Origin of the sequence: Bifidobacterium scaligerum, from assembly GCF_002802865.1 — a bacterium.
Classification (GTDB): domain Bacteria; phylum Actinomycetota; class Actinomycetes; order Actinomycetales; family Bifidobacteriaceae; genus Bifidobacterium; species Bifidobacterium scaligerum.
Genome location: NZ_PGLQ01000004.1, coordinates 174849 through 193705, shown reverse-complemented (window position 1 = coordinate 193705; position 18857 = coordinate 174849). Strand labels below are relative to the sequence as shown.

The following is an 18857-nucleotide window of genomic DNA, read 5'->3' as shown; positions in this document are numbered from 1 at the left end:
CAACCACACTCTGTTTCAGCAAACGTGACATGTATAGGTCGGTTGAACTGAACGATTAAGCAAAGGAGCTGCATATGCGATTTGTGATTCGCCGACTGCTGCTGTTTGTAGTGGCACTGTTCGGCATTTCCGTGGTGGTGTTTGCGGCGCTGCGCATTCTGCCTGGCGATGTGGCTTCCATTATGGCCGGTATCAACGCTCCCGCCAGTCGTGTGGCCCAGTTGCGTGAACAGCTCGGTTTGAATCGACCGCTTGTCGCACAGTACTTCGATTGGATGGGAGCGTTGGTTACCGGCGATTTCGGTACGTCGATCCTGACCGGCCGTTCGGTCACCGCGTTGATTGGCGCACGCGCATCCATCACCTTTCCGTTGATTATCGTGGGCCTGCTGATTGCAATGCTCATTGGACTGCCGCTCGGCTGTGCAGCGGTATTGGCGCGTTCGCCTCGCGTGCGCATGGCATTCCATGTATTGGCTATTATCGGCGGTTCCGTACCTGCATTGTGGGGTGGTCTGCTGCTGATTCTGCTGTTCGGCAAAGGCGTTGGCCTTGTCGGCATACTTCCCTCGCAAGGCTTTCCGTTGGACGGTTGGGGCGAGCCGGTCGGCGCAATGCTGTCACTGATCCTGCCGGCGTTCACGGTCGGCATCATCGTCGGTGCTTCCCTGATGCGTTATACGCGCGCAGCCTTGGGTGATCTGGCGAACTCCGGCTACATCGACATGGCCCGTTCCTGTGGTATGACGCGCACCCAAGCCGTGCTGCGCGTCGGATTGCGACTGGCCATGCCGCAGTTGGTGTCGGTGATCGGCCTGACCTTCGCCTCGATGGTTACCGGCGTCATGGTTATCGAGAATCTCTTCGCCTTACCCGGCATCGGCAATGGTCTTGTCACCGACGTGGGCAATCGTGATCTGATCGCCGTGCAAAGTGAGCTGTTCCTGTTGGCTGCGTTCTTCCTGACTATCGGTCTGATTGTGGACGTGCTGCACCGACTGCTTGACCCGCGTCTGAAGAACGCCAGCGGTGTTTCGGAGGTAAGCGCATGAGCAACAATACGCAGATCACGGTGTCCCATAATGATGGTGGACGCCTCCGGTATGGGTTTGCCGGCCGTGCCGCTATCGTGCTGAAAACCATGTGGCGCAGAGGCGAAGGCAAATTCACGCTGATCGTGCTCGCATTATGGCTGGTTGTGGCGCTGATCTCCTTGATCTGGACGCCGCAATCATTGTGGGCTACAGACGGTTACCATGTCTGGGCCAAACCATCTGCTTCGCACTGGCTCGGTACGGACGGCACGGGAGCTGACGTGTTCAGCTGGCTGATGGCCGGTTCGCGCACCAATCTGCTGATTGTGGTGCTGACCGTAGCGTTTTCCGCTCTTTGGGGGCTGTTGCTTGTCTCGGCCATGGTGGCGCGGGCCTCTGCGCTCGCCAGTGCATCAGTAGTGGTAATCGATGCACTGATTTCCATCCCTACTGTGCTGCTCGCATTGATTCTTGCGGTGCCGCTGGGCGCTTCCATCACGGTGATTGTGATCGCTTGCGGCTTTGGGTACGGCCTGAATCTGGCTCGTGTGGCACGGCCGTCCGCGCTGTTGGCGGCGCGTTCGTCTTATGTGGAATCGGCGTTGGCCAACGGGGCGAGTGGATGGCGAATTTTGGTAAGCCATATCATCCCCAACATTGTGCCGGTATTGGCCGTGCAGCTCTCGCTTTCAGCGGGAACCGCGGTGCTGGCTGAATCCGGGCTCACCTATCTGGGCATTGGCGTGCCATCGGGGATGCCAAGTTGGGGACATTCGTTGGCCACGTCAGTCAAACTGATCAACGTGTTTCCTCTGACTGTGCTCTGGCCGGGTTTGGTTGTCACGGTGGTGGTCGTGGCGCTGAACATATTCGGTGATGTACTGCGTGACGCCATTGACCCGGTGACGAATCCCGCATTGCGGCAGACAGCTGCTTCCGCCGAGAAAGAAGATGAGCGATGAGTGTGGCCGTAGAAGGTTTGAATATCGCCATCGGCGGCACAACGATTGTTGCTGATGCGGCTCTGAGCATCGCCGATGGCGAGCGCGTCGGACTCATTGGTTCCTCAGGTTCCGGTAAATCCATGATTTCCAAGGCGATGCTGGGACTGTTGCCGCTGAATGCCACGGTTTCCGGATCGATTATGCTCGACGATATGCAGGTTGTCGGTGCCGCTGAACGTGAGCTTGCGGATTTGCGAGGCCGCTATGTGGGCACAGTGTTCCAGAATCCGGCCGCTTCGCTGAATCCGGTGATGACGGTAGGGCAGCAGATCGGTTTACCGCTGAAGTTACACTATGATCTCACCAAGGACGAACGAGTCGAACGTGTGGGTGCGATGCTTGCCAAAGTCGGGCTTGCAAAGGAGATTGCCGTCAAATACCCGCACGAACTGTCTGGCGGCCAGCAGCAGCGTGTCGGCATTGCCACGGCGCTGATTACTTCGCCGCGATTCATCATCGCCGACGAGCCGACTACTGCGCTGGATTCGATGTCGCAGCGCCAGATTGTCGATCTGCTGACTTCGCTGGTGGATGATGCTGGTGCTTCAATGCTGTTCATCACGCATGATTTTTCTGTGCTCGCGCGCGCCACTACGCGCTGCTATGTGTTGGAATCCGGGCGTATTGCGGAGTCCGGAGCAACCGCCGAAGTATTGGCGGATCCGAAGACGCCGGAATCCGAGCGTTTGGTGTCCGCAGCCCGCAGCCTCACCCTCCGCAGTGCCGACGGCTTCCAGAGTGCCAAGGGGGATTCCCATGAGCGATGAATCGCTGCTCGCTGCGCGCAACATCAACGCATCTTTCATGGACCGCAATATGCATCGCGGACTGTTCGACTTCGGCCGCATGCCTCGCCGTCAAGTGCTCTTCGACGTGTCTGCCGAGGTTCGCGCGGGGGAGTGCCTAGCTGTCATTGGGGCATCCGGCTCGGGAAAAACCACGCTGACCCGTATCATGCTAGGTCTTGCTGCCGCTGATTCCGGCCAGATTGAATATCGTGGCGCTGAGGTTCGTCGCGGTTCGGAAGGCTTGCGCGCATTGCGAGCCGAATCCTCTATTGTGTTCCAAGACCCGTTCTCTTCGCTCGACCCGCGTTGGACCGTCGAACGCTCGGTCTCCGAGCCGCTTTGGTTGCGTCGCCGTGCGCTCGGATTCGCAACTGACGAAGTCGCAGGTAAAACCGCGCAGGCATTGGCCCGAGTCGGTCTGGATCCACGAACATTCATGGGCCGCTATCCGTGCGATTTGTCTGGCGGACAAGCCCAGCGCGTTGCTATCGCCAGAGCCATAGTCAACGAACCTCGCCTGATTCTGGCCGACGAGCCGATGAGCGCCATCGATGTGGCCGCCCGCGTGCAGATTCTCGAAACCTTCCAATTAATTCTTTCTGGAGCGGGTTCGCGAGCTGTAGACCCAACTACCGGCCAGCCTGTCAAACCGGCCATCATCATGGTTTCCCACGACCTCGGCGTCGTGCAGCATATCGCCAATCGCATTGTGGTATTGCGCGAAGGCAAGGTAGTCGAATCCGGCGCTACTGAAGCTGTACTTGGCGATCCCCAGTCCGACTACACTCGTCAGCTCATCGCCGCCGCCTCGCTATAGGCGGTGCTGGAACAGCACCAGTTCGCGCGCCGGCATATCCGTACCGATTCTGTTCTGGGCATATCCGTACCGCGAAACAGCTGATTGATGCCGCCTCGTGGTGGGTATATGCCCAGAACTCGCTTTGCGGTGTCATTATGCCCAGAATATCTGGTGGGTATATGCCCAGAACCGGTTTTGTTTGGTTCGTGATGGCGCATCTGCGGGAGGATAATGCGATGAGTCGGTTCAGGATTGATTCGGCCGCAGCTCCTTCCGCCATGCGAACAGATGAGACACGCCGGTGTCCTACCCTGTGCTATGGTGTGAGACATGCAGATTTTCTCATGTTGTTGTCGCTAACCGACGCCCCCGGGCGCACGGTCAGTGACGCATAACTTGAGAGAAGAGCATTCGAATCGCGGTGGTTCTGCTGCGAATCCTCCATGAATCCGATGTACCGCGAAGTTGGCGCGGTTGCGGTGGTTTGCCAAAACGCATAAGACACCTCATCGGATGGTTCGTAACACATGGAATCGCGCATAGCCCTTGAGCGAGTGAAGGGTCGGGTGCTCCAATCAATCACAGGTCAATGTCCGTTCGGCCGGGAACGTCGGTTCACGAAAACAAGAGATCGCATCATCGTCAACCCAATCAACCCCGGACAAAGGACTTCAATATGACCGTGTACAACAGCCTCGCGGAACTCATTGGCAACACCCCGCTCGTCAAGCTGAACCATATTCCCCAAGCAGCCGGTGTCAAGGCCACCATCGCCGTCAAAGTCGAATACTTCAACCCAGGCGGCTCTTCCAAGGATCGTATCGCCGAGCGCATCATCGACGCAGCCGAACGATCCGGCCAGCTCAAGCCCGGCGGCGTCATCGTCGAGCCTACCTCCGGTAACACCGGTGTCGGCCTGGCTCTTGTCGCCCAGCAGCGCGGTTATCGTACGATTTTCACCCTGCCGGACAAGGTCTCCGAATCCAAGCGCGCCGTACTGCGCGCGTACGGTGCCGAAGTCATCGTGACTCCCACCGATGCCGGACCGGACGACCCGCGCTCCTACTATCAAGTGGCCGAACGACTCGCCAACGAGATCCCCGGCGGATTCCGTCCGAACCAGTACGACAATCCGAACGGCCCGGAAAGCCATTACTACACCACCGGCCCGGAAATCTGGGAGGCCACCGATCACAAAGTCACTCATTTTGTTGCCGGCATCGGTACAGGCGGCACCATCTCCGGCACCGGCAAGTACCTGAAGGAAGCCTCGAACGGCGCGGTCAAGGTGATTGGTTCCGATCCGGAAGGCTCCATATACTCCGCCGACTCGCTCGCCGACGTGCACCAGTATGACATCGAAGGCGTGGGGGAGGACTTCTACCCCAAGGCCTTCGACCGCAACATCACCGACGACATCGTCAAGGTCGGTGACGCGGAAGCCTTCGAAATGACTCGTCGGTTGGCCGGTGAGGAGGCCCTGCTGGTGGGTGGCTCCTCCGGCATGGCCGTGGCCAGCGCCATCAAGTACGCGCTCGCCAACGACTTGGACGAAAACCAGCTTGTGGTGGTGCTCGCGCCGGATTCCGGCCGCAGCTACCTGGAGAAGATCTTTAACGACGATTGGATGCGCGCCAACGGTTATGGCGACGTGGTGGATCGCACCACCAAGCCTTCGCTGGCCGAGCGGTACTTGTAAATCGCGCTATACTACCGCCGTTATTGCGCCGTAGTCCGTCGACGCATCATCCGACCTATTCAATCAACGATCATTAAGCAATAACCATCAGTCAATATCAGGAAGGAATACTCATATGTCCGCTGAATACAACGCCAAGTTTGCATCCACCGCGCTCGCCACCCGCGCCATCCACGCTGGCCAGGAGCCCGATCCCACTACCGGTGCCGTGGTGACGCCGATCTTCGCCACCTCCACCTTCAAGCAGGATGGCGTTTTGGGTCTCAGGGGCGGCCACGACTACTCGCGCTCCATCAATCCCACCCGCACCAGCTTTGACGAGCAACTCGCCGCCGTGGAAGGTGCCAAGTACGCATTGAGCTTCTCTTCGGGCCTGGCCGCCATCGACGTGCTGCTGCGCTCCACCATCCTGCCCGGCGATAACATCCTGCTCGGCAACGACGTGTATGGCGGCACCTACCGACTGCTCGCCAAGGTGTTCGTGCCGTGGGGCATTGGCCTCGACGTGGTGGACATCACCGACACGGCTGCTGTCGAGCAGGCGCTGGCCGCCAAGCAGTACAAGTACGTGTGGGTTGAGACGCCATCCAACCCGCTGCTCAACATCACGGATATTGCTGCCACCGCCGAAGTGGCGCACAAGTACGGCACCAAGGTAGTGGTGGACAACACCTTCGCCTCGCCGGCGCTTCAGCATCCGCTGGACGAAGGGGCGGATGTGGTGGTCTACTCCACCACCAAATACATCGGCGGACACTCCGACGTGGTGGGTGGCGCCGTGGTGTTGAACGACGAGGAGACCCGCGAGAAGGTGGCCTTCCTGCAGAATGCCGCCGGTGCCGTGCCTTCCCCGTTTGATTCCTGGCTGGATATTCGCGGCCTCAAGACCCTGGACCTGCGCGTCAAGCGTCACAGCGCCAACGCGTTGAAGGTGGCCGAATGGTTGGAATCCCAGCCTTCCGACGTGATTGAACGCGTCTGGTACCCAGGTCTTGAATCTCATCCGGGCCATGAGATCGCCGCCCGCCAGATGCACGGCGGCTTCGGCGGCATCGTGTCCGTGCAGTTGGCGGCGGGTGCAGAAGCTGCCAAGCGGTTCGTGGACCACACCGAGATCTTTACGCTGGCTGAATCACTCGGCGGCGTGGAAAGCCTGATCGAAGTGCCCGCAGCCATGACTCATGCTTCCGTGTCCGGTACCACGTTGCAGGTGCCCGCCAACCTGGTGCGTATCTCCGTGGGCATCGAAAACGCGGACGATCTCATCGCCGATCTCAAGCAGGCGCTGGATCGGCTGTGAAGTAAGACGAACAGCAAATTGATGTGAGATGTGATATGAATAATCCCTTGCCCCATGTGGAGCAAGGGATTATTCAATGGACTTATGTTCTGATCAGGCTCCCTGCCAGCCGGTGGCATCCGCACCGGCCTCACGCAACGGCTGGCCGGAGGTAGGCGTCGTACCATCGACCACCACTCGGGTGCCGATAACCGCCCAGTCATACATCCACTTGGCGTCGGCAATCTGCATATTGATGCAGCCGTGCGAGCCGGGGATGCCCTGCTGCACGTAAATCGGGTGATCGCCCCACATGTACGGGGGAACGGCATGCAATGCCTCGCCGCCGTTGTAGTAGGAGATCCACGGGGTGGGCTGGGAGTAGCCGGGGCCGGTCATCGTCTGCTGTTCGTATTTGAGATACACATAGAACGTGCCGGTGTCGGAAATACGATCCGGCGTGGGCAGACCAGAGGCGATGAGGAACGTCTTGACCGGCGTAGTGCCCTGATAAGCGGTGGCGGTCTGATTGGTCAGATCCACGTGGACCCATTTGTCGCCGTTGGCCACATCGAAGTTATGCGGCACCTCGACTTGCTTGACGTCGTATGGATCATCCTTAACCGCGACGGTCGAATCGGAAGATTGATTGGATTCGATGGCGCCGGCCAACTGGTCTGGGGCATTGCCCGGACCGGTCACCGTAATGCCATCTACGCCGAGTGTCTTATCGGCGCCGATTTCTACGCCGCCTTCGGACTTCGGGGTGATGTAGGTTTCGCGAGTCACCTTGCTTACTGTCAGTTCCTTGGTCACCGCTTCACTGGACACGTATTGGGTGATTGCATCACGATTGATTGCCAAGCTCATCGCACCGGTTTTCTTATCAATGTTCGTGGTGATGAACGAGGCAATGGTTTCCGCCGGGATCGTAACGTTTCTGTTGACACCATTATCCACGGTCAGATTGAGAGCTAGCCTGGCGTTGGCGTCTGCCTGAGCCTGTTGCGCGCTGGCGTCATCTACCGGATTTTGTGCGGTTACCAGTTTCGCCGAAACCGTATGAGTCTCTCCCGGAGCGGCTATGGCCTGCTCCACAGCGGACTTGACCGTAGCGGGATTTGGTTCCTGACCATCCTTGCCTTCCACCACGTCGAACTGTCCGGATTCCCGGTTGTATACCAGACTGGTATTCTGCGCACGCTCAGCCTCATCGACCAAGCCATTGGTGGCGAACTGCTCGGCGGTGGCGTTGTTCGTGGTTGCGACGAGCGCCACGTGTGCACGATTGAAGACGTTCAGCTTCGCCACGTCGCCGGTTTTGGCATTCAGCAGCGAGTCCACGGTTTTATTCTCGTCTACGCTTACGCCAAGGTCTTTCAGCGATGCGGTCACTGTCTTGCCGTTGGCGCTCAACGTCACAGACGTGCTTTTCGTCTGCTGGGCAACCGTATCCTTGAGCTCCTCGCGAGTCTGACCGGTTACGGAGACATTGCCCAGATATACGCCGGGTGCCGCCTTGTCTTGGAAATACCAGCGGCCTACGAAGAAGTAGGCTACCAAGGAGGCCAACAACAGTGCGAAAATTGCGGCGGCGGCGATTACGCCGACCTTGCCTCCGCTGCTGCGACCTTTGCCGCGTCGTGCGGCATGTGCGCCAACGTATGGGGTGTTTTTGGCGTTGGCGTCTGCGATACCGGATGCGCCGGTGAAGACGGCGTCGGCGATCGCGCTCATACCGTCCGCCTGAATCGGCTTGATTACCGCAGTTTCCTGATTATCCGGGAGATCGTCCGGAAATGAGAATGAAGTTGTTTCGCTGGCCATAGGTGCCCCACTAAACTCTCTTTTGACTGCATGTCCTTTGCCGCATCATAATACCTGCAGGCTACGAGGTCGGCGGCTTGGTTCGGCCACGCGCGGAAATTGGTGAGCATGACGGGCTTGCGTTACGCATACACTGGACAGTTATGACATCGCAACAGGCGGCGCTGGGGGCGCTCAAACGGTATTTCGGCTACGATTCGTTCCGGCCGGGGCAGCAGGGGATTGTTGAATCCTTGCTGGAAGGCCAGGATGTGCTGGGCGTCATGCCGACAGGTGCAGGTAAATCGGTGTGCTATCAGGTGCCTGCCGCCTTGTTGCCGGGTATCACTATCGTGATTTCTCCACTGATTTCGCTGATGCGTGATCAGGTGGACGCCCTCAACGATCTTGGTCTTACCGCCGCTTTCGTCAACACGACCCAAACGCCGGACGAGCAATCGATGGTGTTGGCCCAAGTGACCGCAGGTCAAGTGAGGTTGCTGTATGTGGCTCCGGAACGCTTGGAAACCGGGCGATTCCGCGATTTTGCCGCGCGTACGCCGATTTCGTTGATTGCCGTGGACGAGGCGCACTGTGTCTCCCAATGGGGGCAGGATTTTCGTTCGTCATATTTGGGTATCGGGGATTTCATCGCTTCGCTGCCGACCCGGCCGACGATTGGGGCGTTCACCGCCACCGCCACCGAGCGCGTGCGCCAGGACATCATCACGATTCTAGGACTGCGTGATCCAGCCGTGACCGTAACCGGTTTCGATCGGCCGAATCTGTACTTTGACGTGGTCAAGCTGGAATCCAAATATAAAGCCGCGTGGATTGCCCGATATGTGGCCGATCATGAGGATGAGTCCGGCATCATATATTGCGCCACCCGAAAGGAGACTGAGGCGTTGGCTGCCACCCTGAATCAGATGGGACATCCGGCAGTTGCCTATCACGGCGGCATGTCACCGGAAGTACGTGAACAGGCGCAGCGTGACTTCATTACGGACCGGGTGCCGGTGGTAGTGGCTACGAATGCTTTCGGCATGGGTATCGACAAATCCAATGTGCGGTTCGTAATCCACCACAATATGCCTGAATCCATCGAAGCCTACTATCAGGAAGCCGGGCGCGCGGGGCGTGACGGTGAGCCCAGCCGTTGCACGCTGTTGTGGAATGAATCCGATATCGTCACCCGGCGCAGATTGCTGGACACTGATTATGAGAATGAGCGATTGACTCCTGAAGAGCAGGAGATCGTACGCCAGTCTAAGCGGCGTCTGCTTGACGGCATGGTGGGATACTGTCGTACCACAGACTGTCTGCACCGATATATGACGCGGTATTTCGGGCAGGAGTTGGAGGATTCGTTCGATCGCGTGGATCGTGGCGATGCGGATCGTGATAATGCTGACCGTCATACCGGCAGTGAACATGGGGCGACGCCACGTAAGTGCGGTGCCTGTTCGAATTGTGAAAGCACGTTTGAAACCATTGACGTGACTCGCGTGGCGCGAGCCATCAGCCGTTGCGTACATGACGTGAACCAGCGCGTAGGTTCCGGCAAGATCGTCAAGATTTTGCGTGGCTCCAAAGCTCAGGATTTGGCGTGGCTGAACCCTGAGCAGATGCCTACCTTCGGCATGCTGAAGGATGTGAATGAGGCGCGTATTCGTGATGTATTGAGCCAGATGGCCACAGACGGGTTCCTGTTCATAGCGGAGGGACGTTTGCCCATCGTGATGTTCGGCAAGCGCGCCGCAGAGACCGCCGCAGCTGATTTCCATTATGAAATCAAGCGGGTGGAGCGCAGGAGAGCACAGGCTGACGGCGTTGGATCCAATCGAAGCCGTCTTCGCGGCGGCGTTTCCGCCATATCCGATGATGCGCTGGCCGGTCCGGCATTGGGCGTGTATGTCCCGGATGATGACGAGGAGATGCTGTTCCAGAAACTGCGCGACTTGCGCCGTACCATCGCCCAAGAGATCGGCAAGCCGCCGTACATCGTGTTTTCTGATAAAACTCTGCGGGATATGGCTCGCATCAGGCCGGTCACTGACGCCCAATTCCTTGCCGTCAACGGCGTGGGCCAGCATAAGCTTGATCTCTACGGGCAACGATTCATGCAAACCGTTGCCTCGTTCAATGCAGGGAATATGCAATAACTATCTCGTATAGCGGTTTACGGGGTGTTTTCGGGCCTTCTTATAGAACCCGACTACGATTGCTTACCACATCCACAATATTGGGCAGATCGGTCAGTTGCTGATCGAACCATATGGAAAGTCGGAAAGGAATAAGGAATGGCAGACGAGACGAGCGCACAGCCGGCCGGTAAGCCGGTAGTGGAAAGCTTCCAGTTGGACCACACCAAGGTCAAGGCACCCTATGTACGCTATATCGATACGGAGAAGGGCCCTCATGGAGATGTGATCTCCAATTATGATCTGCGGCTGACCCAGCCGAACAAGCAGGCCATTCCTACTGGCGGCTTGCATACCATTGAGCACACGATTGCCGTGTTGCTGCGCGAACGTATCCCCGGTTACATTGATTGCTCGCCGTTCGGTTGCCGCACCGGCTTCCATCTGCTCACCTGGGGCGAACACCCCACCGAGGAGGTGGCTCGCGCGCTCAAGGAATCGTTGGAGTTCATCGCCTACGAAGCCACTTGGGATGATGTCCCGGCCACCACCGAGGTGAGTTGCGGCAACTATCGCGATCACAGCCTGTTCACCGCCAAGGAGTGGTGCAAGCAGATTCTTGAGGAAGGCATCAGCTCCGACCCGTTCGAGCGCAAGGTGGTGTGAGTCTTTCGTCGTTCTGGGTCCGCTGTCGTTCTTCGTCGCTCCCCCTTATCGTATGTTCCTCGCGAATATGTACCGCTGAGCTCGAATCAGTGAGTCATATTCGCGAGAGGGAAAAAGAGATGGGTGGGGGAGGAGGAGAGACGAAAGGAAAGAAGAACGAGGGGAGCGAAGAACCGTGGCTTTGTGCCTATGACATGGTAGGTTTGCCGTCAGTTGTGCGTCGGTTATTATGACTGACAGCCGTCATTGTCGAGAGGTGGAGATGACTCATACCACACGGGTTCAGTCCGATGCTGCAGGCAAGGCCACGAACCGCCGCTTCCGCCATGCCACTATGCGTGATTTTCCGCAGATGCAGCGCATTTATGCGCGTGCTCGCGCGTTGATGGCCGCCAACGGCAATCCGACACAATGGGGCACCCAGTTTCCCCGAGAATCCGTAGTGCTCGACGATATCGCCAAGCAGCGTGCCATGTTGCTGGTAGATGAATATGACGGTCAGGAGCGTATTCTGGCGCAGTTTGCGCTCTGCCCGGGGGAGGATCCCACATATCTCAACATCGACGGCGCTTGGCTGGACAACAACACGTACGTGACCATTCACCGCATCGCATCCGCAGGGCTGGTACGTCATGCCGCTCGCGACTGCATCAAGTGGGCGCTGAAGCATTATGGCAATGTGCGTGCCGATACCCATCCCAACAACAAAGCGATGCAGCATGTGCTTGAATCAGCGGGATTCGCTCGTTGTGGGCTGATTCAGCTTCTTGACCGGCCGACCGATACCACCAGAATCGCCTACCAGCGTCACGAATGGTGAGTTGCACGTGCTATTTCACGCGCAATCGGCGGATATAGGAAAAGCTCCTCTTCGCGAGAAGCTTTTCCTATATCTATCCATATTGCAGGAGTTGCCTGATCGTTCAGGCCTTGACCTCAGCTTTGACGTTCACCGGGTCAAGCTTGGAGCGCTTGCGGCTATAGGCGAAGTACACGATCAGACCCAGGCCGAACCAGATGGCGAATCGTACCCAAGTCTCCCAGTTGAGGCCTGCAATCAGTACGAAGCAGAACACAATGGAGATGATCGGGGTGAACGGTACGAGCGGAGCCTTGAATCCACGGTGGGCGTCCGGCTGTGTCTTGCGCATCCACAGAATACCTGCGGACACAATGATGAACGCGGAGAGCGTACCGATGTTCACCAGCTCGAACAGCACATTGATGTTGATGAATCCACCGGCGATGGCGGTCAGGATGCCAAAGAACCAGGTGCCTTTGAACGGGGTGCGGTACTTCTCGTGCACGTGACCGAAGAACTCGGGGAAGAGACCATCGCGGCTCATGGCATAGCAGATGCGGGACTGACCGTAGAGCTGCACGAGCATCACCGTGGTCATGCCGATCAGGGCGCCGAGGTTCACGATTACGGCCAGCCAGTTCAGACCGGTGGCCAGAATCACGCCGGCGACCGGGGCGTCAATGAAGTCGGCGAACTTCTCGTATGGCACCACGCCGGTCATGATGAGCGTCATCACGATGTAGAGCACGGTGGAGATGGCCAGGGAGAGCAGAATACCCTTCGGCAGCGTCTTGTTCGGATTCACGGTCTCCTCGGCGGAGGAGGAGACGGCGTCGAAGCCGATGAAGCTGAAGAACACAATCGAAGCGGCCGGCACGATGCCGTATGGCTGCGTGGAGCCGGGCTGGAACGTGTAGATGCCGTACGGGGAGAACGGGTGCCAGTTGGCCGGGTTCACGAACCACACTGTGCAGACGATGAACAGCACGATGATGATGAGCTTGATCATCACCATGATGTCGTTGGTGCGCTTGGTCTGGTTGATGCCGATGGACAGCACCCAGGTGATCAGCAGCACAATCACGAAGCCGGGCAGGTTGAAGTATGTGGTGACGCCGGGGGTTGTGCCGTAGGCGGCGGTCAATTCAACCGGCAGATGCAGGCCGAAATTTTCGAGCAGTTTGTTGAAATAGCCTGACCAGCCGGCGGATACGGTGGCCGCCTGCAGAGCGTATTCCAAGATAAGGTCCCAGCCGATGATGAAGGCGATGAGTTCGCCGAATGCCAGATAGGCGTAGGAATAAGCGGAACCGGAAACCGGTGCCATGGAAGCGAATTCGGCGTAGCACAGGCCTGCGAAACCACAGCAGATGGCGGCGAGCAGGAACGAGACGGACAGTGCCGGGCCGGCGGTAAGTGCGCCTTTGCCGGTGAGCACGAAGATACCGGTACCGATGATCGCGCCGATGCCGAGCATCGTCAGATCAAAGGTGTGCATGGTGCGCTTGAGCGGAGTGGATTCGGATACAAGCTGATCCACGCTTTTTTTGCGGAAGAGATCCATAGTTCTTCTCTCATGAACTTGGTTTATGGGGCTAAACCGGACGGATTTCCGGGATCCCGGCACGCCTCAACGCCGGGAATCAGACAACAGTTCGCGCAATCAAGTAATAATGCTTAAGAGCTGTATAGTTCGGATAGTCTACGCTTGACTTGCGGACAACGATGCCTTGAGTCCGCGATAAGGGTCGTGTATGTGTAACTTTTGGGTTACTTTTCGTTCAAAGTTCGCTGGAATGTGGCCTCTTCGTTCACACGTCACATTGTCGCGCAAGAATAGGGAATCATGAGCATGAATGTAGCACCCGAAATTAGTTTCTCCGGCGAACAGGGCAAGGTCAATTACGCGGCCGCCCTGCGGCAATACCCCGCGCAGGCCATTGTGGATCTTAAAGCCATGCGAGACAATATGGCACACTTGGTTTCCGTGGTTGGCGGCCCTCATTCTGGTACGGCGGTGATGGGTGTGGTCAAGGCCGATGCCTATGGCCACGGTCTGTTGCCCTCCGCGCTGGCTGCGCTTGCCGGCGGTGCCACGTGGCTCGGTACTGCGCAGTCTCATGAGGCGTTGCTGCTGCGCAAACTCGGCATCGGTCCGGAGCGTTGCCATATTTTGACTTGGGTTTACAACGGTACGCAGGTGCCGTTCGATGAATTGATCGCTGCCGACATTGATGTGTCCGTCGGCTCGCTGCCCGGTATTGATGCCGTGGCCGCTGCCGCGCGTAAGCTTGGCAAGCCGGCTCGTGTGCACGTCAAGGTCGACTCCGGTTTCGGACGTAACGGGTTCACTCCGGCCGGTTTTGATGCGGCGCTCGCCAAGCTGGTGCCGCTCGCTAAGGAAGGCGTGATTGAGATTATCGGCCAGTGGAGCCACTTGGCCGTAGCTGATTCGCCGGATGTCCCTGAATTCGTGGCCTCCACCGATCGTCAGATTGAAACGTTCAAAGACTTCACCCGGCGTATGGAAGCGGCCGGTATTGCGCCCCAAATCCGTCATCTGGCGAATACCGCTGCCACACTGGATCGTCCGGAAATCCATTTTGAACTGACTCGTCCGGGTATCGGGCTGTATGGTTATGAGCCTGATCCCGCCATGGGCACTCCGCGTGACTGGCATTTGACACCGGCCATGCGTCTTCAGGCGCAGCTGGGCACAGTCAAGGATGTGGAGGCCGGTCACGGCATTTCATACGGCCGTACGTACCTCACGCCGGACAACACCTCCACCGCCATCGTGCCGCTTGGTTACGCCGATGGTATTCATCGTTCCGCCTCCGGTTTCGATATGGAAGGTGCCAAGCATGTGGAGAAGCACGGCGGCCCGGTACGTATCATGACCACGCAGGGTGCGCGTCTGCTGCGTGTGTGCGGTCGTGTGTGCATGGACCAATTCATTGTGGATCTGCACGGTTCCGCCGACGAGCTTGGAGTACACGAGGGTGATACGGTCGAACTGTTCGGCCCGGGGCGCGGCGAGGACTTCGCTGAACCGACCGCCGATGATTGGGCTCGTGCGGCCGACACCATCAGCTACGAGATTTTCACCTGCCTGAGAAACCGCATCCCGCGTCTCTACGAGCATGCCGCCGAAGTGTTGCCGTCCGAGGATTTGGTCAAGCTTGATGCTTCGACGCTACTGTGAGGCCATGAGATGAGGTTCCCGAGAAAAAGCCGCACTGAGCGTCTGTCAGCGCGGTTTTTTCTCGAAATGCGGCTTGAGCGCGAGAATTTCTTGCACTGACAGCTGCTCAGCGCGGTTTTTTCTCGCGACGGGGAATCATTTCGTACTATGGGCTTATGGAAATGACGCGGGATGGGGAACCGGTATTGGTCAACGAAGGGTACAGCGCCTTTGATGAGGAGCGCTGGGCTCCGGAGCCGCCGAAATCCAAATCACGCACCGCTTTTGAACGCGATCGCGCTCGTCTGATTCATTCCTCGGCGCTTCGCCGCCTTGGGGCAAAAAGCCAGATCTTGGTGGCCGGCACCGATGATTTTGCCCGAACCCGTCTGACGCATACGTTGGAAGTCGCTCAAATCGGCCGCCAGATCGGCGCTCTGTTGGGCTGCGACCCGGACGTGGTGGATTGCGCTTGCCTTGCCCATGACCTGGGGCATCCGCCATTCGGACATAACGGGGAACGTGCGCTTGCTAAAATCGCCAATAATATCGGTGGATTCGAAGGTAACGCGCAGACTATGCGTATCTTGACCCGATTGGAGCCCAAGATCTTTCATCCGGATGGTCGCTCGGCCGGCGTGAATCTCACGCGTGCGGCATTGGACGCAGCGGTCAAATATCCATGGACCTTGGCCGAAGCCGACCAGCATCCCAAAGGGGAGCGGTCCAAGAAATTCTGTGTCTATCCCGATGATGAGCCGGTATTCCGCTGGCTGAAGCAACACGCGCCCAAGGCGACCAAGCCGATGGAATGCCAGATCATGGATTTGGCGGACGACATCGCCTACTCCGTACACGATGTGGAGGATTCCATTGCCACAGGGGCGTTCGACCCGATTGTGCTGAACGATCCGAAGGTGCTGGACCATATCGTGGAAGCCACACGTGCTTGGTACGGGGTACGGTGGAATCCGGACGGATTGCTCGCCGCCTACCGCAGATTGCGTCAGGAACAGCTGTTCCCCGCTCATTTCAACGGGTCTCGCTACGCGCTCGCACAGCTGAAGAACATTACCTCCGATCTGATCGGACGTTTCTGCTGGTCCGTTGAAACCGCCACGCGCGATACATACGGCACCGGCCCGTTAACACGGTATTCTGCGAACGTGGTGATTCCCGAAGCCACCTCATACGAAATTGTGGCGCTGAAAGGCATTGCCGTGTACTTTGTGATGGAACCGAGGGAGCGAGAGCCATTCCACGAGCAAGAGCTCAAGATTGTGGAAGATTTGGTGGATGTGCTGATGGCAGCCTCGCCACGGCCGTCTGATGCGCTGGAGAATCAGTTTTTGGATGACTGGTATGAGGCGACTAATGACGATGAACGTTTGCGCGTGGCCATCGATCAGGTCGCATCGTTGACCGATAACTCGGCGCTGGCGCTGCACTCTATTCTGTGTTGAGCCGACAGGCGGAAACGGCTTGACTGTGTCGCTGACGGTAAAATTTTACCGTGTCCCGGTTCTGGCGGTAGTCTAGTGAGCTATGGTCGGGATGATTAAGAAAGAAGACGTTGAGAAGGTGCGCGCCGCCGCGGACCTGTATGACATCGTATCCGCGACCGTGACGCTCAAGCCTTCGGGCACCGGCACCTATGTGGGGTTATGCCCATTCCATGATGAAAAGACCGGCAGCTTCAATGTGCGGCCTTCCTTGGGCGTGTGGCATTGCTTCGGTTGCGGCTTGGGCGGTGATGTGTTCAAGTATGTCGAGCAGGTTGAGAACATCGACTTCCGTGAAGCTGTGGAGCTTCTGGCGGATAAATACCACATCGAGCTTCATTACGAGAATTCCGGCAATGCCTCTGGGCGGCCGGACGGCACCGGTTCCAAGCGTACGCGACTATTGGAGGCCTGCGAGGAAGCCCAACGCTTTTTTGTCGCCCAGATTTTCACTAAAGAGGCACTTCCCGCCCGAAAGCTGCTCGGAGGCAGGAATTTCTCGCAGGCGGATTGCGAGCGATTCGGTTGCGGATATGCGCCGCAAGGCTGGGATAATCTGGTCCGACACCTGTCATCCAAGGGCTTTACGCAGAAGGAGATTTTGGATGCCGGGCTTGCACGGCAAGGGCAACGGGGCATCTACGACTATTTCCGCGGCCGTGTGACATGGCCGATCCGTGATTCGACCGGTCGTACGCTCGGTTTTGGCGCTCGCAAGCTGTATGAGGACGACCAGATAGCGGCGAAGTACATCAATACGCCTGATACGCAGCTGTACCGCAAGAATCAGGTGCTGTACGGCATTGATCTGGCCAAGTCCGCCATCGTCAAGAAGCGGCAGGTGGTGATCGTCGAAGGCTATACGGATGTGATGGCCATGCATTTGGCCGGCATCGACACGGCTATCGCCACTTGCGGCACGGCGTTCGGTGCCGAGCACGCCAAAATCGTACGCCGACTCATTGCTGATGATTCGCTGGGAGCGGTTCAGCTGGTCGGTCCTCTGAAGGTCAAGGATCAGCCGCTGAGCTCGCGCATCGTGTTCACGTTCGACGGTGATGCGGCCGGGCAGAAGGCGGCATTGCATGCTTTCGGGCTGGATTCGGCGTTCCTGTCGCAGACCTTTGTCGCGGTGGCGGACGGCAACCTCGATCCTTGCGATTTACGCATCGAACGCGGCAATGAAGCGGTGCGTTCGTTGATTGCCGGAGCCAAGCCGCTGTACGATTTTGTCATTGATGCGGCCATCAACCGTTTCGACCTGACCTATACTCCCGGTCAGGTGGGTGCCATGAAAGCCGTAGCGCCGTTGGTGGCGCAGATTCGCGATCGCTCGCTGTGGGACGCCTATGCGCGCAAGGCCGCTGGACGCATCGGCGTGGACTTGGAGGTGATGCGCCGCGAGGTCATGTCCGCACGCCGTCAACTGCGGGTTCGTGATGAGGATGCGTATGCGTCTCGCCGCAAATCCGTCCGTGAGGATGAGCCGCGCATGGAGCCGGGGGCCAATCCGTACGCCAATCCAGCCGTTCGTAAGGCTTTGGAGCGCCGTGATGCCGCTGAGCAGACATATTTCAAGATTGATGATGCCGTGTTCATCGCTGAGCAGCAGTTCATGGCCACGCTTATTCAGGTGCCGCGTGCCATCGACCGCACCATGTTCAGCCAGCTTACGTTGGATCATTTCATGAGTCCGGTGTTTCGCACGTTGTTTCAGGCCATTGTGGCTGCAGGGGGATTGCCGACCGATGATACTCCCCAAGGGTTGTGGATGCACAACCTCACCAAGGCCGGCGGGCCGATGCTCAATCAAGTGATCAACGAGCTGGCTGTCATGCCGTTGCCGCTGCCTGGCGATGACAAAGGCAGCGGAGCCCAGCCGATACCGCCGAGCTCGCAGGGCATGCCAGGAGAGGCGGCCGCTGTGCAATTGCGTCCCGCCACCAAGGAAGAACAGCGGTATGCCGCTGAACTGCTCACTCGTCTGCTGGATATGGGCTTCATGCGTCAGATCGGCTTGGCGAGGCGTCACATGGCCCAATTGCCGGATGGCGAGGAGAAAATCGCGCTGCTTGGGCAAATCGCCCGTATGGAAACCGCCCGCAAGGATCTTCAGGCACAGGTGTACGGCAATACCGTTGGCTGACGGT

General features: G+C 58.1%; 14 protein-coding genes. 12 read left to right on the top strand and 2 right to left on the bottom strand.

Going from position 1 to position 18857, the window contains the following annotated elements:
- Positions 1-74 precede the first annotated feature (74 nt).
- From CUU80_RS07835 to CUU80_RS07810, 6 genes are all read left to right on the top strand, one after another.
- Positions 75-1052: an ABC transporter permease gene (locus CUU80_RS07835; protein WP_100496749.1), complete on the top strand. Its 978-nt coding sequence runs from the start codon at positions 75-77 to the stop codon at positions 1050-1052.
- Between the two features lie 89 nt (positions 1053-1141).
- The gene (locus CUU80_RS07830; protein ID WP_165775892.1) at positions 1142-1996 is read left to right on the top strand and encodes an ABC transporter permease; all 855 of its coding nucleotides are present in this window, start codon (positions 1142-1144) and stop codon (positions 1994-1996) included.
- Complete coding sequence (locus tag CUU80_RS07825) at positions 1993-2805, top strand: ABC transporter ATP-binding protein (protein ID WP_100496747.1); 813 nt, start codon at positions 1993-1995, stop codon at positions 2803-2805. Before CUU80_RS07830 ends, CUU80_RS07825 begins: the two co-directional genes overlap by 4 nt.
- The gene (locus CUU80_RS07820) at positions 2795-3643 is read left to right on the top strand and encodes an ABC transporter ATP-binding protein (RefSeq protein ID WP_100496746.1); all 849 of its coding nucleotides are present in this window, start codon (positions 2795-2797) and stop codon (positions 3641-3643) included. The genes CUU80_RS07825 and CUU80_RS07820 overlap by 11 nt, the downstream gene beginning before the upstream one ends.
- Before the next feature lie 658 nt (positions 3644-4301).
- On the top strand, positions 4302-5324 hold the full coding sequence (locus CUU80_RS07815) for a pyridoxal-phosphate dependent enzyme (protein WP_100496745.1): 1023 nt from the start codon (positions 4302-4304) through the stop codon (positions 5322-5324).
- Positions 5325-5439: 115 nt separating this feature from the next.
- The gene (locus CUU80_RS07810; RefSeq protein ID WP_100496744.1) at positions 5440-6624 is read left to right on the top strand and encodes a cystathionine gamma-synthase; all 1185 of its coding nucleotides are present in this window, start codon (positions 5440-5442) and stop codon (positions 6622-6624) included.
- Positions 6625-6717: 93 nt separating this feature from the next.
- Here the strand turns inward: CUU80_RS07810 and CUU80_RS07805 are convergent, their stop codons facing one another.
- On the bottom strand, positions 6718-8430 hold the full coding sequence (locus tag CUU80_RS07805; protein ID WP_100496743.1) for a L,D-transpeptidase: 1713 nt from the start codon (positions 8428-8430) through the stop codon (positions 6718-6720).
- A 143-nt stretch (positions 8431-8573) separates the two neighbouring features.
- On the opposite strand from CUU80_RS07805, the gene CUU80_RS07800 reads away from it, so the two are divergent.
- From CUU80_RS07800 to CUU80_RS07790, 3 genes are all read left to right on the top strand, one after another.
- Positions 8574-10574: a RecQ family ATP-dependent DNA helicase gene (locus tag CUU80_RS07800; RefSeq protein WP_100496742.1), complete on the top strand. Its 2001-nt coding sequence runs from the start codon at positions 8574-8576 to the stop codon at positions 10572-10574.
- A gap of 138 nt (positions 10575-10712) precedes the next feature.
- Positions 10713-11219 carry an S-ribosylhomocysteine lyase gene (locus tag CUU80_RS07795; RefSeq protein WP_100496741.1) on the top strand — a complete coding sequence of 169 codons (507 nt, stop codon included), beginning with the start codon at positions 10713-10715 and terminating at the stop codon, positions 11217-11219.
- Positions 11220-11481: 262 nt separating this feature from the next.
- Positions 11482-12039, top strand: a complete 558-nt coding sequence (locus CUU80_RS07790) for a GNAT family N-acetyltransferase (RefSeq protein ID WP_100496740.1) — start codon at positions 11482-11484, stop codon at positions 12037-12039.
- A gap of 103 nt (positions 12040-12142) precedes the next feature.
- On the opposite strand, the gene CUU80_RS07785 is transcribed toward CUU80_RS07790, so the two are convergent.
- Positions 12143-13585 carry an APC family permease gene (locus tag CUU80_RS07785; RefSeq protein ID WP_100496739.1) on the bottom strand — a complete coding sequence of 481 codons (1443 nt, stop codon included), beginning with the start codon at positions 13583-13585 and terminating at the stop codon, positions 12143-12145.
- 282 nt (positions 13586-13867) lie between these two features.
- Between CUU80_RS07785 and alr the strand changes: the two genes are divergently transcribed.
- The 3 genes from alr (at position 13868) to dnaG (ending at position 18853) form a co-directional block, all read left to right on the top strand.
- On the top strand, positions 13868-15226 hold the full coding sequence (alr, locus tag CUU80_RS07780) for an alanine racemase (protein ID WP_100496738.1): 1359 nt from the start codon (positions 13868-13870) through the stop codon (positions 15224-15226).
- Positions 15227-15381: 155 nt separating this feature from the next.
- Complete coding sequence (locus CUU80_RS07775) at positions 15382-16668, top strand: deoxyguanosinetriphosphate triphosphohydrolase (protein WP_100496737.1); 1287 nt, start codon at positions 15382-15384, stop codon at positions 16666-16668.
- 82 nt (positions 16669-16750) lie between these two features.
- Positions 16751-18853, top strand: coding sequence for a DNA primase (gene dnaG, locus CUU80_RS07770; protein WP_100496736.1), 2103 nt, complete (start codon positions 16751-16753; stop codon positions 18851-18853).
- Positions 18854-18857 lie beyond the last annotated feature (4 nt).